Here is a 15,436-nt window from a genome sequence, read left to right on the forward strand (position 1 = left end):
TGCGTTCGAAGCCGGTGCGTGTTGCGCGCCGGCTTTTTCTTTTGTGTGAAAGATAACGCCTCGCTACACTATCTCCTTATCCTGAGTGACTTGATTTCTGGCCTGCGGACGATGCATGGAAACGAAAAAAAATAACAGTGAATATATTCCGGAGTTCGAAAGTGAATTCCGCCACCCGCGTAACTGGGGCGCGTGGCTGGGCGTACTGGCATTTGCTGGCGTAGCGCTGGTTCCGCCGTCGGTACGCGATCCCCTGCTGGGAAAACTGGGCCGTCTGGCCGGGAAATTTGGCAAAAGCGCGCGTCGTCGCGCACAGATCAATTTGCTCTACTGCTTTCCTGAAAAAAGCGAAGCTGAAAGGGAAGCCATTATTGATGAGATGTTTGCTACTGCGCCTCAGGCAATGGTCATGATGGCGGAGCTGGCGATCCGTGGCCCGGAAAAGGTGTTGCCGCGCGTCGACTGGCAGGGCAAATACATCATCGATGAATTGCAACGTAACAACGAGAAAGTCATTTTCCTCGTGCCGCACGGCTGGGGCGTGGATATTCCGGCGATGCTGATGGCTTCACAGGGGCAGCAGATGGCGGCCATGTTCCATAACCAAGGCAATAAGGTCTTTGATTATGTCTGGAATACTGTGCGTCGCCGTTTTGGTGGGCGTTTGCATGCGCGCAACGATGGCATTAAACCTTTTATCCAGTCGGTGCGCCAGGGCTACTGGGGCTACTATCTGCCGGACCAGGATCACGGCGCGGAGCACAGCGAGTTTGTCGATTTCTTTGCCACCTACAAAGCAACGCTTCCGGCCATTGGTCGCCTGATGAAAGTCTGCCGCGCACGTGTTGTACCGTTGTTCCCGGTTTATGACGCCAGAACGCATCGTCTGATTATCCAGGTGCGGCCGCCGATGGATGATCTGCTGACAGCGGACGACAACACGATCGCCAGACGCATGAATGAAGAGGTGGAAGTATTTGTCACACCTCGTCCGGAGCAATACACCTGGATCCTGAAGCTGCTAAAAACGCGCAAACCCGGCGAAACAGAGCCCTATAAGCGTAAAGAACTGTTCCCGAAGAGATAAAAAAGGCCTCTCCAGCGAGAGGCCTTCTACTTTTCTGGCTGCCGGTTATTCGACGGTCAGAATACGAGTGGTATTGGTGGTACCCACGGTGCTCATCACGTCACCCTGCGTCACGATCACCAGATCGCCGGAAAGCAGATAGCCTTTGTCACGCAGCAGGTTAACGGCGTCGTTAGCGGCGGCAACGCCTTCGTTAACGCTGTCGAAATAGACCGGCGTTACGCCACGGTAGAGCGCTGTCAGGTTCAGGGTGCGCTCATGGCGGGAGAGGGCGAAAATCGGCAGGCCGGAACTGATGCGTGAAGTCATCAGGGCGGTACGGCCGGATTCGGTCATGGAGATGATAGCGGTTACACCTTTCAGGTGATTGGCCGCGTACATCGCCGACATCGCGATCGCTTCTTCTACGTTATCGAACTGAATATCCAGGCGGTGTTTAGAAACGTTGATGCTTGGGATCTTTTCCGCACCCAGACAAACGCGCGCCATTGCCGCTACGGTTTCAGACGGATACTGACCGGCGGCGGTTTCCGCAGAGAGCATTACGGCATCGGTGCCGTCAAGCACGGCGTTAGCGACATCCATTACTTCCGCGCGGGTTGGCATTGGGTTGGTGATCATCGACTCCATCATCTGCGTGGCGGTGATCACCGCACGGTTCAGTTGACGGGCACGGCGGATCAGCGCTTTCTGAATACCGACCAGTTCCGGATCGCCGATTTCAACGCCGAGATCGCCACGGGCAACCATCACCACATCAGACGCAAGGATCACATCGTCCATCGCGTCCTGATCGCAAACAGCTTCCGCACGTTCGACTTTCGCTACAATCTTCGCGTCGCAGCCTGCATCGCGCGCCAGGCGGCGGGCGTAGTTCAGATCTTCGCCGCAGCGCGGGAAAGAGACTGCCAGGTAATCAACGCCGATCAGCGCCGCGGTAACGATATCCGCTTTGTCTTTCTCTGTCAGAGCTTCAGCAGAGAGACCGCCGCCCAGTTTGTTGATGCCTTTGTTATTGGAGAGCGGTCCGCCGACAGTCACTTCGGTGAACACTTTCATGCCCTGAACTTCCAGCACTTTCAACTGAACGCGACCGTCGTCGAGCAGCAGGATATCGCCCGTCACCACGTCGGCTGGCAGGCCTTTATAGTCGATGCCGACTTTTTCCTTGTCGCCTTCGCCTTTACCCAGGTTGGCATCAAGCAGGAATTTATCGCCAACGTTCAGGAAAACTTTGCCTTCCTTGAAGGTAGACACGCGAATTTTAGGTCCCTGCAAATCGCCAAGGATAGCAACATGACGTCCCAGTTTTGCCGCAATCTCACGTACCTTATCCGCACGTAATTTATGATCTTCAGGTGTTCCGTGTGAGAAGTTCATACGCACCACGTTAGCGCCAGCAGCGATAACCTTCTCAAGGTTGTTATCGCGGTCAGTGGCCGGGCCTAAAGTGGTTACGATTTTGGTCCTGCGAAGCCTTCTGGACATGTAATACTCCGTTGACTGAAACAACTTGGTGTTGCGTGAACATGAATTCGGCCATTTAGCGCCCCGCTGTGAAGGGCAATGCGCCTGACCGAACAGCGTAAGAGGTTACTGCTTTGTTATTAACTATTAGTGGTTATCACTTTTGATAAGTAACTCCTTATCAAAGCGCGATTCTTTCAGGGCTTCTTTGACTCGCTTCAAGTTATCCCTGAATTTTGCGCCGCGGCGCAAGGTAAAACCGGTGGCCAGCACGTCAATGACGGTCAGTTGCGCAAGTCGGGAAACCATGGGCATATAAATGTCAGTATCTTCCGGGACATCAAGCGTGATAGCAAGCGTTGCCTCGCGCGCAAGCGGTGTCCCTGCTGAAGTCAGGGCAATGACCATGGCGTCGTTTTCACGCGCCAGTTGCGCAAGCTCAACAAGGTTTTTTGTTCTTCCGGTATGGGAAATCAGCACAACCACGTCATCGTCGCTACAATTCATACAACTCATGCGTTGCAGCACGATGTCGTCAGAGTAAATCACCGGTACGTTGAAGCGGAAAAATTTGTTCATGGCGTCGTGCGCAACGGCGGCAGACGAGCCGAGACCGAAAAACGAGATTTTTTTCGCCTGGGTCAACAGATCGACGGCGCGATTGACAGCGGCCATATCCAGCGATTGCCGGACGTGATCGAGGCTGGCCATTGCCGACTCAAAGATTTTTCCGGTATAGGCTTCTACGCTGTCATCTTCGTCAACATTTCGATTAACATAGGGCGTGCCGTTGGCGAGACTTTGTGCCAGATGTAACTTAAAGTCCGGGAAACCGCGAGTATCAAGGCTGCGGCAAAAACGGTTTACCGTCGGTTCACTGACATCTGCTTCCTGTGCCAGCGCAGCGATGCTGGAGTGGATGGCCTGGTCCGGAGCGGCGAGGATGACTTCCGCGACCTTCCGTTCGGATTTGCTAAGGTGTTCCAGCCGTGACTGGATTTTTTCCAGCATATTCATGGTGATAAAGCGCTCATGGTGAAACGATTACACTGATAGATGGAATCGTGATGCGTTTTAAACAGATATTACCCCCGCGGGAAGCAGAAGTGTAAGTAGTGATGAGAAATGATGTTGTTTTTTTTCATTACATGATCAGAGTCAGATTTTATCGTCTGTTTCCAGGGCAAATATCCGGCTTTTTCAGGGCAAAAAAACAGATTTTTTGTCACAACAAAATAACGCACGTCCTGACAATGCGTAACAGTTTCGGGAATTACGTAAACGCAGTACAGTGTACTGTAATAAAATTACAACTAAGGCCTGGCTAACGCTCCAGGACAGCCAACTGAGGAGATTGACATGGCGGTAGTACAAACAGCCCAGGCGTGTGACCTGGTCATTTTCGGCGCGAAAGGTGACCTCGCACGCCGGAAATTGCTGCCTTCACTGTACCAACTGGAAAAAGCGGGGCAGATCCATCCGGATACACGTATCCTGGGGGTCGGCCGTGCCGAGTGGGATAAGGAAGCCTATACCAAGGTTGTTCGTGAAGCGCTTGAAACCTTCATGAAGGAAAAAATCGACGAAAGTCTGTGGGATAAGCTGAGTGGTCGTCTGGATTTTTGCAATCTGGATGTTAACGAAACCTCCGCATTCAAACGTCTCGGCGCGATGCTTGACCAGAAAAATCGCACGACCATCAACTACTTTGCCATGCCGCCGAGCACCTTTGGCGCCATCTGTAAGGGGCTGGGTGAAGCAAAACTGAACGCGAAACCGGCGCGTGTCGTGATGGAAAAGCCGCTGGGAACATCGCTTGCGACATCGCGGGAAATTAACGACCAGGTGGGCGAATTTTTCGAAGAGTGCCAGGTATACCGCATCGACCATTATCTGGGTAAAGAGACGGTACTTAACCTGCTGGCGCTGCGTTTTGCCAACTCCCTGTTTGTTAACAACTGGGATAACCGTACCATCGATCACGTGGAAATCACCGTGGCGGAAGAGGTCGGTATCGAAGGGCGCTGGGGCTATTTTGACCAGGCCGGGCAGATGCGCGACATGATCCAGAACCACCTGTTGCAGATCCTCTGCATGATTGCCATGTCGCCGCCGTCCGATCTGACCGCGGACAGTATTCGTGATGAAAAAGTGAAAGTGCTGAAATCGTTGCGCCGCATCGATCGCACCAACGTGCGCGAAAAAACCGTACGTGGTCAGTACACCGCCGGGTTTGCGCAAGGCAAAAAAGTGCCGGGTTACCTGGAAGAAGAGGGAGCGAATAAATCCAGCAATACCGAAACGTTCGTCGCTATCCGTGTTGATATCGATAACTGGCGCTGGGCCGGCGTGCCGTTCTATTTGCGCACCGGTAAACGTCTGCCGACCAAATGTTCAGAAGTTGTGGTCTACTTTAAAACGCCTGAGCTGAACCTGTTCAAAGAGTCCTGGCAGGATCTGCCGCAGAACAAACTGACCATTCGCCTGCAGCCGGATGAAGGTGTGGATATTCAGGTGCTTAATAAGGTTCCAGGCCTGGATCATAAACACAACCTGCAAATTACCAAACTCGATCTGAGCTACTCCGAAACCTTTAATCAAACGCATCTTGCTGATGCTTACGAGCGCCTTCTGCTGGAAACCATGCGTGGTATTCAGGCTCTGTTCGTGCGTCGTGACGAAGTGGAAGAAGCCTGGAAATGGGTCGATTCCATCACCGAAGCGTGGGCCGCGGACAACGATGCGCCGAAACCGTATCAGGCGGGTACCTGGGGACCGGTTGCATCGGTGGCGATGATTACCCGCGACGGCCGTTCATGGAACGAGTTTGAGTGATGTTATTGCGGCAAAAAGCATTTCATTTTACCGGTAACATGATCTAACACAGATATCAGAATAATTTTTCACCTTTCAGGCCCCGACTGGATTCACCAGCGGGGCTTTTTTTATTACACTGGCTGAAGCGATTTTGCCTCAGGGGCGCGGCGTTTTGGTGTTTACAGTCTGATAACGAAGGCTTATGGCATTGTTGACGCGGTTCCCCGGACAGATAAATTTCAGGAGCCTTTATGAACTCAACAATGTTACGCGTAACAAATCGCATTATTGAGCGTTCGCGCGAAACCCGCTCAGCCTACCTTGCCCGCATTGAACAGGCGAAAACGAACACCGTGCGCCGTTCCACACTGGCCTGCGGTAACCTGGCACATGGATTTGCAGCTTGCCAGCCTGACGACAAAGCCTCCCTCAAAAGCATGTTGCGCAACAATATTGCCATTATCACTTCCTACAACGACATGCTTTCCGCTCATCAGCCTTACGAAGTCTATCCGGAGATTATCCGTAAAGCGTTGCATTCAGTGAACGCGGTGGGTCAGGTAGCGGGCGGCGTTCCGGCAATGTGCGACGGCGTAACCCAGGGGCAGGACGGCATGGAACTTTCCCTGCTGAGCCGCGAAGTGATTGCCATGTCGGCAGCGGTAGGGCTTTCTCACAATATGTTTGACGGCGCGCTGTACCTCGGTGTGTGCGACAAAATTGTCCCGGGGCTGGCCATGGCAGCGCTGTCATTTGGTCATTTACCGGCGGTGTTTATTCCGTCTGGCCCGATGGCGAGCGGTCTGGCAAATAAAGAGAAAGTACGCATTCGCCAGCTTTATGCGGAAGGTAAAGTCGATCGTATGGCGCTGCTCGAATCAGAAGCCGCGTCATATCATGCACCAGGGACTTGTACGTTTTACGGCACGGCTAACACTAACCAGATGGTGATTGAGTTTATGGGCATGCAACTGCCTGGCTCATCGTTTGTCCATCCGGATGCGCCTCTGCGCCGTGTACTGACTGAAGCGGCAGCCCGTCAGGTGACCCGTCTGACCGGCAATGGCAACGAGTGGATGCCGCTCGGTAAAATGATTGATGAAAAAGTCGTGGTGAACGGTATCGTTTCACTGCTGGCGACGGGTGGCTCCACCAACCACACCATGCATCTGGTGGCGATGGCGCGCGCAGCAGGGATCATTATCAACTGGGATGATTTCTCCGATCTTTCTGATGTGGTTCCGCTGCTGGCGCGTCTCTACCCGAATGGCCCGGCAGATATTAACCACTTCCAGGCGGCTGGCGGTGTGCCGGTGCTGATGCGTGAACTGCTGAAAGGCGGTCTGTTGCATGAAGATGTTCACACCGTGGCGGGCTTTGGCCTGACGCGCTACACCCAGGAGCCGTGGCTCAATAATGGCGAGCTGGACTGGCGTGATGGCGCGGCTGCATCGCTGGATGCTGACGTCATTGCGACCATCGAACAGCCGTTCTCAAAACATGGCGGCACCAAAGTGCTGAGCGGCAACCTGGGGCGCGCGGTGATGAAAACCTCAGCAGTACCGGTTGAAAATCAGGTTATTGAAGCGCCAGCGGTAATTTTTGAAAGCCAGCATGATGTCTTACCGGCCTTCGAAGCAGGCCTGCTGGACCGTGATTGCGTGGTGGTTGTCCGTCATCAAGGGCCAAAAGCGAACGGCATGCCAGAATTACATAAACTCATGCCGCCACTTGGTGTATTATTGGACCGCCGTTTCAAAATTGCACTGGTTACCGATGGACGGCTGTCAGGCGCATCAGGTAAAGTGCCGTCGGCGATCCACGTTACACCAGAAGCATACGATGGCGGATTGCTGGCGAAAGTACGTGATGGCGATATTATCCGGGTTAACGGGCAGACAGGCGAGTTAACGCTGTTGGTTGATGACGAAGAACTTGCCGCACGTCAGCCGCATATTCCTGACCTGAGCGCGATGCGCGTGGGCACAGGCCGCGAATTGTTCGGCGCGCTGCGGGAGAAACTCTCAGGTGCGGAGCAGGGCGCAACCTGTATCACTTTTTAAGACGATAAGATTTAGTTCTGGCGAGAGAAAAACTCTGATGAAAAACTGGAAAACGAGTGCAGAAGCAATTCTGAAAACAGGTCCGGTAGTGCCGGTGATTGTAGTGAACAAACTGGAACACGCTGTGCCGATGGCAAAAGCGCTGGTTGCTGGCGGTGTTCGCGTACTGGAAGTCACCCTGCGTACCGCTTGTGCGATGGATGCTATCCGCGCTATCGCAAAAGAAGTGCCCGACGCAATTATCGGTGCCGGTACGGTACTGAACCCGCAGCAGCTGGCGGAAGTGACCGCTGCTGGCGCGCAGTTCGCTATCAGCCCGGGCCTGACCGAGCCGCTGCTGAAAGCCGCAACCGAAGGTACTATCCCGCTGATCCCGGGCATCAGCACCGTTTCTGAGTTGATGCTGGGCATGGACTACGGTCTGAAAGAGTTCAAATTCTTCCCGGCGGAAGCAAATGGCGGTACTAAAGCGTTGCAGGCGATTGCAGGTCCGTTCTCTCAGGTCCGTTTCTGCCCGACTGGCGGGATCTCCCCGGCTAACTACCGTGATTACCTGGCGCTGAAAAGCGTGCTGTGCATCGGCGGTTCCTGGCTGGTTCCGGCCGATGCGCTGGAAGCGGGTGATTACGATCGCATCACCAAACTGGCGCGTGAAGCGGTTGAAGGCGCGAAACAGTAATCTCGCGGGCGGGTGTTTACCCGCCTTGTGCAGAAAAGCCCGGTAGGCGATGAGCGCCCCCGGGCTTTTTTTTAGCCCTTAACCTGAACTGCGGCCGCGGCGGCAACCGCGCGCTCTACGGCCTTTTCGACACTTTCAGCCACGGCCAGCGCTACGCCCATGCGGCGCGAACCGTCGATTTCAGGTTTACCAAAAAGACGCAGTTGTACACCGGCGGCGAGCGCATTTTGCACGTTATCGAAGGTCACATTCTGGCTGCGCAGACGCGGCAGGATCACGGCCGAAGCTGCCGGGCCGTACTGGCGAATGTCGCCAATCGGTAAACCGAGGAAAGCACGGACATGCAGTGCGAACTCCGAGAGATCCTGGGAAATCAGCGTCACCATCCCGGTATCATGCGGGCGAGGAGAAACCTCGCTGAAGATCACTTCATCGCCGCAAACGAACAGCTCAACGCCGAACAGCCCATAGCCGCCCAGCGCCAGCACGACTTTGCTGGCAATTGCCTGCGCGCGTTCCAGCGCCAGCGGCGACATCTGCTGAGGCTGCCAGGATTCGCGATAATCACCGTCTTCCTGGCGGTGGCCGACCGGTGCGCAAAAATGGACGCCATCAACGGCGCTGATGGTCAGAAGCGTGATTTCAAAATCAAAGTTAACCACGCCTTCGACAATCACCCGTCCGGCACCCGCACGGCCACCCTGTTGGGCGTATTCCCAGGCTTTTGTCAGTTGCTCTGCGCTTTTAATAAAGCTCTGACCTTTACCGGAGGAGCTCATCACCGGTTTTACGATACAGGGCAAACCTATTTCGGCGACGGCATCGCGAAAAGCCGCTTCACTGTCGGCAAAGCGGTAGCTGGATGTTGGTAACTGCAACTCTTCCGCCGCCAGGCGACGAATGCCTTCACGGTTCATGGTCAATTTTGTGGCACGGGCGCAGGGCACCACATGCTGGCCCTGCGCTTCCAGTTCCAGCAGTGTATCGGTGGCGATCGCTTCGATTTCTGGCACGATAAAATGCGGTTTTTCTTGTGCGACCAGCGCCTTTAGCGCCTCACCATCAAGCATATTGATCACATGCGAACGGTGCGCCACATGCATTGCTGGCGCATCGGCATAGCGATCTACCGCGATAACTTCAATGCCCAGTCGTTGACATTCAATGGCCACTTCCTTACCCAGTTCGCCAGAGCCGAGTAACATCACGCGAGTTGCTGCCGGGCGCAGCGCAGTACCTAAAAGAGTCATAGCATCTTACCGTTGGGGAAAAAACTGGGCGCAGTATAAACGAAAACGTTTGCGTCTGTCTTTTATCCCTTGCGATGCTTTTTTCATCGCGCTAATATACTGTATAAATACACAGTTGAATGAGGCTGCATCATGGCGGTAGAAGTTAAATACGTAGTCATTCGTGAAGGTGAGGAAAAAATGTCTTTTGCCAGCAAAAAGGAAGCTGATGCTTACGATAAAATGCTCGATCTGGCGGAAGTGCTGGGCGACTGGTTAGGTACCGGCCCGGTAGCGCTGGAAGATGAGATGCGCGATCAAATGGCGCTGTGGCTTGCTGAACAGAAAGACGCGCTGAGCGGTATTCTGAAATCCGGCAAATTGCCAGGTGCTGAAGCGGAAGAGCCTGCCGCAGCGTCTGCTTCTGCTGATGCTGAACCGACAGACGCAGTGGATATTAAAAGCGCGCAGAAGCGTGCGAAAGTGGCCTGATCTTGCACTGCCAGCAATTTGTACCATGCTTTTGACTGGACAAGTAAGTACCTGGAGATAAGCATGAAAATAGCAGGAGTTTTTACAGGTCTGCTTTTGCTGGCAGGCAGTACCATGGCGCACGCTGCAACGGATAAAGCGGTAAAGTTTCCTTCTTGTGAAGGTCTTGATGCCGATGGGATCGCGGCCAGCGTTAAGCGTGACTATCTGCAAAATCGCATTGTGCGCTGGGCAGACGATCAGAAAAAACTGGGGCAGGCCGATCCGGTCGCCTGGGTGAATCCGAAAGAGATCGTTGGTAAGGGTGATAAATGGACAGTACCGCTCACGGTTCGCGGTAAAAATATGGATATTCACTACCGTGTGGCCGTTGATTGCAAAGCGGGCGCGGCAGAGTACCAGCCGCAACCGTAACGCGATACTTTTCTCATCTTTTGCCGCTATAGACACTTCCTGACATCCCCCTCGCATACTCTGGGCAACCACACATAGATAAGCGAGGGCATTATGAGCTGGTTGAATCAAATACAGTCGTTGCTGGGTTCGAAAGATAATACGGATCCCTCAACTTCGGGCGGTCAGGGGTTACATAACCTGCTGGCGCCGGGCGCATTAGGTGGCCTTGCCGGGCTGCTCGTTGCCAGTAAATCCTCACGCAAATTGCTTGCTAAATACGGTACCAGCGCACTGTTGGTTGGCGGCGGCGCGGTCGCCGGTACGGTGCTGTGGAATAAATACAAAGACCGTATCCGCAACGCGCATCAGGGAGAGCCACAGTACGGGCAGCAGCAATCTCCGCTGGATGTGCGCACGGAGCGCCTGATCCTGGCTCTGGTTTTTGCCGCGAAGAGCGATGGTCATATCGACGACAAAGAACGAGCCGCTATCGAGCAGCAGCTTCGTGAAGCCGGGGTGGAAGAACAGGGGCGGCGGTTGGTTGCGCAGGCAATCGAACAACCGCTGGATCCCGCGCGTCTGGCGCAGGGTGTACAGAATGAAGAAGAGGCGCTGGAACTCTGGTATCTCAGCTGTGCCGTTATCGATATCGATCACTTTATGGAACGCAGCTATCTGAATGCATTGGGAGATGCGTTACAGATCCCGCAGGCCGTTCGTGAGGAGATAGAAGCGGATATAAAGCAGCAAAAACTTACCGCTTGATTCTGATTACAGTGTGGTTTCGCTTGCATCACGCGCGGGTTTTGCCAACCTTATAAGTGTGTTAAACAAAAAAGAACAATACTATGTCGCCGAAAGCAAAACAGATCCCACACGCTATCACCACGCATGGCGATACGCGCGTTGATAACTATTACTGGCTGCGGGACGATACCCGCTCGCAGCCAGAGGTGCTTGACTATCTGCGTCAGGAAAATGACTACGGCCGCAAAATGATGGCGTCGCAGCAGGCGCTACAGGATGACGTGCTGCAGGAGATCATCTCACGCATACCGCAACGTGAGGTTTCCGCGCCCTATGTCAGAAATGGTTATCGCTATCGGCACATTTACGAACCGGGTAATGAATATGCAATCTACCAGCGTCAGTCGGTGCTGAGCGCAGAGTGGGATGAGTGGACGGTGCTGCTGGATGCCAACCAGCGCGCATCACACAGCGAATTCTATACGCTCGGCGGCCTGGAAGTCTCGCCAGACAACGCCATTATGGCGATAGCCGAAGACTTTTTATCGCGCCGCCAGTATGGTTTGCGTTTTCGTAACCTTGAAACCGGCAACTGGTACCCGGAAGTGCTGGATAACGTTTCACCGGATTTTGTCTGGGTTAATGACTCCGAAACGCTCTACTATGTGCGCAAGCATGCAACCACGCTGTTGCCGTATCAGGTGTGGCGCCACACTGTCGGAGAATCAGCGCAGCAGGATGAGCTGGTGTACGAAGAGCAGGATGAGACCTTCTATGTCGGTTTAGGCAAAACGACCTCGCAGCACTACATTACAATCCACCTTTCCAGCGCTACCACCAGCGAAGTGCTGCTTCTCGACGCAGAGCTACCCGATGCGCAGCCGCTCTGTTTTTTGCCAAGACGCAAAGAGCATGAGTACAGCCTCGACCATTTCCAGCACACTTTCTACCTGCGTTCTAACCGCGAAGGCAAAAACTTTGGCCTGTATCGTACCAAAGTGCGCGATGAAAGGCGCTGGGAAGTGCTGATCCCGGCGCGCGAACAGGTCATGCTGGAAGGGTTTACGCTTTTCAGCGACTGGCTGGTGGTTGAGGAGCGGCAGCGCGGTTTAACCAGCCTGCGGCAGATCAACCGTAAGACGCGGGAAGTGGTGGGCATTGCGTTTGACGATCCGGCCTATGTCACCTGGCTGGCGTATAATCCGGAACCGGAAACCTCGCGTTTACGCTACGGCTACTCGTCGATGACCACGCCGGACACACTTTTTGAACTGGATATGGATACCGGCGAGCGGCGCGTGCTGAAGCAAGTTGAGGTCGCGGGTTTCGATGCCAGCCACTATCGCAGTGAACACCTGTGGATCCACGCCAGAGATGGCGTAGAAGTACCGGTCTCGCTGGTTTACAACCACACCTTATTCCGCAAAGGTGAAAATCCGCTGCTGGTCTACGGGTATGGATCCTACGGCGCCAGTATGGATGCAGACTTTAGCAGTAGCCGTTTGAGCCTGCTTGATCGGGGTTTTGTGTTTGCCATTGCCCACGTACGCGGCGGCGGTGAGCTGGGGCAATCGTGGTATGAAGAGGGAAAATTCCTCAACAAGAAAAATACCTTCAATGATTTTATCGATGTCACCGATTCGCTACTGGCGCAGGGATATGGTTCGCCGCTCTTCTGCTACGGCATGGGGGGAAGCGCTGGTGGTATGCTGATAGGCGCAGTCATCAATCAGCGTCCCTCGCTATTTCATGGCGTGATTGCCCAGGTGCCCTTTGTTGATGTCGTGACCACCATGCTGGATGAATCTATTCCGCTGACCACCGGTGAGTTTGAAGAGTGGGGGAATCCGCAGGATGAAACCTACTATCACTACATCAAGGGATACAGCCCTTATGATAACGTCGGAGCCCACGATTACCCGCACATGCTGGTAACGACCGGGCTGCACGATTCGCAGGTACAGTACTGGGAACCGGCGAAGTGGGTAGCAAAACTGCGCGAGTACAAAACGGACAATAATCTGCTGCTGCTTTGTACCGATATGGATTCCGGGCACGGAGGGAAATCCGGGCGTTTTAAATCCTATGAAGGTGTGGCGCTGGAGTACGCTTTCCTGATTGCCCTGACGCAGGGCACTTTACCCGGACACGGGGTACATTAATCGTCGCCGAGATAGTGCTTTAACGTCAGTCGCAGTTCCGGGCTCATACGCTCCAGGTTATTGAACAGCCAGCGCAGGTAGCCCGGATCGCGGTCGGCAATCTCAGACACCGTTTTGCCGCGGTATTTACCGAAGGTGAAAGTAGTTACCAGCGCCGGGCGGCCGGTCACGGTCGCCATCTGATCCGGCGTCCAGCCGGAAACCTGCATAATATCTATCAGTAACGCGGCGGTGATATAGCAGTCGTATAACGCGCGGTGATGATGCAGCCCCGGCGGCGTCTGTACGCTCAGTTTGCGGGATTTATATAGCGCCATGTTGCTGTATTTAATTCCCGGCCAGAGACGGCGCGCCAGCTTCATGGTGCAAATCCATTCGCCCGGCATTTCTGGCAGCACGCGGCGGTCAAAACTGGCGTTATGCGCCACGTACCAGTTGCTGCCATAGTAATGCGGCACAATCTCTTCAATCCACGGCTGATTGGCCACCATCGCTTCTGTTATGTGATGGATGGCCATCGCCTGCGGACTGATAGGGCGATCGGGCCGGACCAGATGGCTCATCGGATTGACTATCTTTCCGTCAACCACGTCAACGGAGGCAATTTCCACAACCCCGCCTTGCAGGTCGCAGGTTTCGGTATCGATAACACGTAACATAACCTGCTCCGTTATTTAGCTTTAGGCTCATAAGGCAGGCGCGAAAGCGAAACGGAAGCCAGACGATGAGCGATTAAACGCTCGCGAAACCAGTTACGCAGGTGCTCCGGCTGTTCACGCTCCACGGCTTCCGCAATCACCGGCATGTTGTAGCGTTCTTTAAAGGCAACGCCCGCGGCAGCAAGATCGACATTGACCTTGTCCATCTCTTCCTGTTCAAGCTGCGCAAGATTGGTAATCATGATTTTCTCCTGGGTTCACGCGGCAAAAGTTACTAAGCCTGTCGCAGAAAGACAAGTGCACCGACAATGATACTCGACGCGAATATTGTACAGGGTTATTCTTTTCCCTAAATGTATAACAAAAAGGAATGAACTCTATGTCCATCTCTGCTTACGCACACTGGCGAACAGCGGTGCTCATCGCCAGCCTTTTTACGGCACCTGCAGTGCTGGCACATGCGCATCTCAAGGGGCAATACCCAGCCGCCGATGCGGCGGTAACCGCTGCGCCACAGGCGCTAACACTGAATTTCTCGGAAGGTATTGAACCGAAATTCAGCGGCATCTCGGTAACCGGTGCGCAGCAACAAATTATCAGAACCGACGCAGTAAAGCGCAATGAGAATGACAAAACGCAAATGATCGTTCCGCTGGAGCAACCGTTGACGCCGGGCAATTATACCGTTAACTGGCACGTGGTTTCCGTCGATGGGCACAAAACCAGCGGGCAGTATCACTTTTCTGTGAAGTAACCAATGTTGGAGATCGCTTTTGTTGGGTTGCGATTTGTGCATTTCGCCGCCCTGATGCTCTCGTTTGGCTGCGCACTGTTCAGTGCGTGGCTGGCTCCGCGCAGCCTGGAGCATCTGATTACCCGCCGCTTTCTTCCCCTTCAGCGTGGATGTTTATGGCTGAGCGCTCTTAGCGCGATCCTGATGTTCGCTTTCCAGGGCGGATTAATGGGGGAGGGCTGGGGAGATGTCTGGCAACCCTCGACCTGGCTGGCGGTTGCGGCGACCGGCTTTGGCACGATCTGGGCGTGGCAAATCATTTTTGCCCTCCTGACGCTGATAAGCCTGTTCCTGCAGCCTCAACAGCAGCGGCGTATATTCGTGCTGCTGGCGATCCAGTTTCTGCTGGCAGCGGGAGTGGGGCACGCTGCAATGCGTGAAGGGGCGATGGGCGTTCTTCAGCGTGGCAATCATGCGCTGCATCTGCTTTGTGCGGCGATGTGGATCGGCGGATTGCTGCCGGTACTGTTTTGCATGCGCCTGGCCCACGGGCAGTCACGCCCGGCGGCCATCTCGGCCATGCTGCGTTTTTCCCACTATGGCCATTTTGCGGTCGCGGGCGTGCTGGCAACCGGTGTAGTTAATACACTTTTGATCGAAGGCGTAGCGCGCCCCTGGCAAAATGACTGGGGGCGGATGCTATTACTGAAATGTGCGCTTGTGGCGCTGATGGTGGTAATTGCCCTTGTGAATCGGTATGTTCTGGTGCCGCGTCTGAATCGGCATCATGATGCTGCGCGGCAGCGATTTATCGCCCTGACCTGGGCCGAACTGGGGTTGGGCGCGCTTGTGCTTGCCGCAGTGAGCCTTTTTGCGACATGGGAACCTTTTTGACTGAACCTGGC

At 54.3% G+C, this 15,436-nt stretch carries 15 protein-coding genes; 10 read left to right on the plus strand and 5 right to left on the minus strand.

The genetic code is table 11. The features are described 5' to 3' along the window. Window positions 1-115: 115 nt before the first annotated feature. Window positions 116-1,087 (plus strand): lauroyl-Kdo(2)-lipid IV(A) myristoyltransferase, encoded by a 972-nt coding sequence (lpxM, locus tag AWR26_RS10470; RefSeq protein ID WP_064565638.1) that lies wholly within the window; start codon window positions 116-118, stop codon window positions 1,085-1,087. A gap of 45 nt (window positions 1,088-1,132) precedes the next feature. Here lpxM and pyk read toward each other — a convergent pair whose 3' ends face one another. Together pyk and AWR26_RS10480 are read right to left on the minus strand one after the other, a co-directional pair. Next, window positions 1,133-2,575, minus strand: a complete 1,443-nt coding sequence (pyk, locus tag AWR26_RS10475; RefSeq protein WP_007371591.1) for a pyruvate kinase — start codon at window positions 2,573-2,575, stop codon at window positions 1,133-1,135. A 126-nt stretch (window positions 2,576-2,701) separates the two neighbouring features. Next, the gene (locus AWR26_RS10480) at window positions 2,702-3,571 is read right to left on the minus strand and encodes a MurR/RpiR family transcriptional regulator (protein WP_007371592.1); all 870 of its coding nucleotides are present in this window, start codon (window positions 3,569-3,571) and stop codon (window positions 2,702-2,704) included. A gap of 342 nt (window positions 3,572-3,913) precedes the next feature. Here AWR26_RS10480 and zwf point away from each other — a divergent pair, with 342 nt between their 5' ends. The 3 genes from zwf to kdgA all read left to right on the plus strand — a co-directional run bounded on the left by zwf (window position 3,914) and on the right by kdgA (window position 8,113). Next, window positions 3,914-5,389, plus strand: coding sequence for a glucose-6-phosphate dehydrogenase (gene zwf, locus AWR26_RS10485; RefSeq protein WP_007371594.1), 1,476 nt, complete (start codon window positions 3,914-3,916; stop codon window positions 5,387-5,389). 233 nt (window positions 5,390-5,622) lie between these two features. Further along, window positions 5,623-7,434, plus strand: coding sequence for a phosphogluconate dehydratase (edd, locus tag AWR26_RS10490; protein ID WP_064565640.1), 1,812 nt, complete (start codon window positions 5,623-5,625; stop codon window positions 7,432-7,434). 37 nt (window positions 7,435-7,471) lie between these two features. Continuing rightward, window positions 7,472-8,113 (plus strand): bifunctional 4-hydroxy-2-oxoglutarate aldolase/2-dehydro-3-deoxy-phosphogluconate aldolase, encoded by a 642-nt coding sequence (kdgA, locus tag AWR26_RS10495; RefSeq protein WP_064565642.1) that lies wholly within the window; start codon window positions 7,472-7,474, stop codon window positions 8,111-8,113. Window positions 8,114-8,184: 71 nt separating this feature from the next. Here kdgA and purT read toward each other — a convergent pair whose 3' ends face one another. Next, window positions 8,185-9,363, minus strand: a complete 1,179-nt coding sequence (gene purT, locus AWR26_RS10500; RefSeq protein WP_064565644.1) for a formate-dependent phosphoribosylglycinamide formyltransferase — start codon at window positions 9,361-9,363, stop codon at window positions 8,185-8,187. Between the two features lie 132 nt (window positions 9,364-9,495). Between purT and AWR26_RS10505 the strand changes: the two genes are divergently transcribed. The 4 genes from AWR26_RS10505 to ptrB all read left to right on the plus strand — a co-directional run bounded on the left by AWR26_RS10505 (window position 9,496) and on the right by ptrB (window position 13,139). Further along, on the plus strand, window positions 9,496-9,834 hold the full coding sequence (locus AWR26_RS10505; protein ID WP_064565646.1) for a YebG family protein: 339 nt from the start codon (window positions 9,496-9,498) through the stop codon (window positions 9,832-9,834). A 63-nt stretch (window positions 9,835-9,897) separates the two neighbouring features. Further along, the gene (yebF, locus tag AWR26_RS10510) at window positions 9,898-10,248 is read left to right on the plus strand and encodes a protein YebF (protein WP_064565648.1); all 351 of its coding nucleotides are present in this window, start codon (window positions 9,898-9,900) and stop codon (window positions 10,246-10,248) included. Window positions 10,249-10,338: 90 nt separating this feature from the next. After that, window positions 10,339-10,995 carry a tellurite resistance TerB family protein gene (locus AWR26_RS10515; RefSeq protein ID WP_175518628.1) on the plus strand — a complete coding sequence of 219 codons (657 nt, stop codon included), beginning with the start codon at window positions 10,339-10,341 and terminating at the stop codon, window positions 10,993-10,995. An 83-nt stretch (window positions 10,996-11,078) separates the two neighbouring features. After that, complete coding sequence (gene ptrB / locus AWR26_RS10520) at window positions 11,079-13,139, plus strand: oligopeptidase B (protein ID WP_064565652.1); 2,061 nt, start codon at window positions 11,079-11,081, stop codon at window positions 13,137-13,139. On the opposite strand, the gene exoX is transcribed toward ptrB, so the two are convergent. Next, window positions 13,136-13,798: an exodeoxyribonuclease X gene (exoX, locus tag AWR26_RS10525; RefSeq protein ID WP_064565654.1), complete on the minus strand. Its 663-nt coding sequence runs from the start codon at window positions 13,796-13,798 to the stop codon at window positions 13,136-13,138. The two genes, ptrB and exoX, sit on opposite strands and share 4 nt — an antisense overlap. Window positions 13,799-13,809: 11 nt before the next feature. Beyond that, entirely contained in the window at window positions 13,810-14,040 is a 231-nt protein-coding gene (locus tag AWR26_RS10530) for a DNA polymerase III subunit theta (RefSeq protein ID WP_043953224.1), read from the minus strand. Window positions 14,041-14,177: 137 nt separating this feature from the next. Here AWR26_RS10530 and yobA point away from each other — a divergent pair, with 137 nt between their 5' ends. Beyond that, complete coding sequence (yobA, locus tag AWR26_RS10535; RefSeq protein WP_064565656.1) at window positions 14,178-14,552, plus strand: CopC domain-containing protein YobA; 375 nt, start codon at window positions 14,178-14,180, stop codon at window positions 14,550-14,552. Window positions 14,553-14,555: 3 nt separating this feature from the next. Next, window positions 14,556-15,425, plus strand: coding sequence for a copper homeostasis membrane protein CopD (copD, locus tag AWR26_RS10540; protein WP_064565658.1), 870 nt, complete (start codon window positions 14,556-14,558; stop codon window positions 15,423-15,425). Window positions 15,426-15,436 lie beyond the last annotated feature (11 nt).

It is taken from the genome of Kosakonia oryzae (assembly GCF_001658025.2).
Classification (GTDB): Bacteria; Pseudomonadota; Gammaproteobacteria; order Enterobacterales; family Enterobacteriaceae; genus Kosakonia; species Kosakonia oryzae.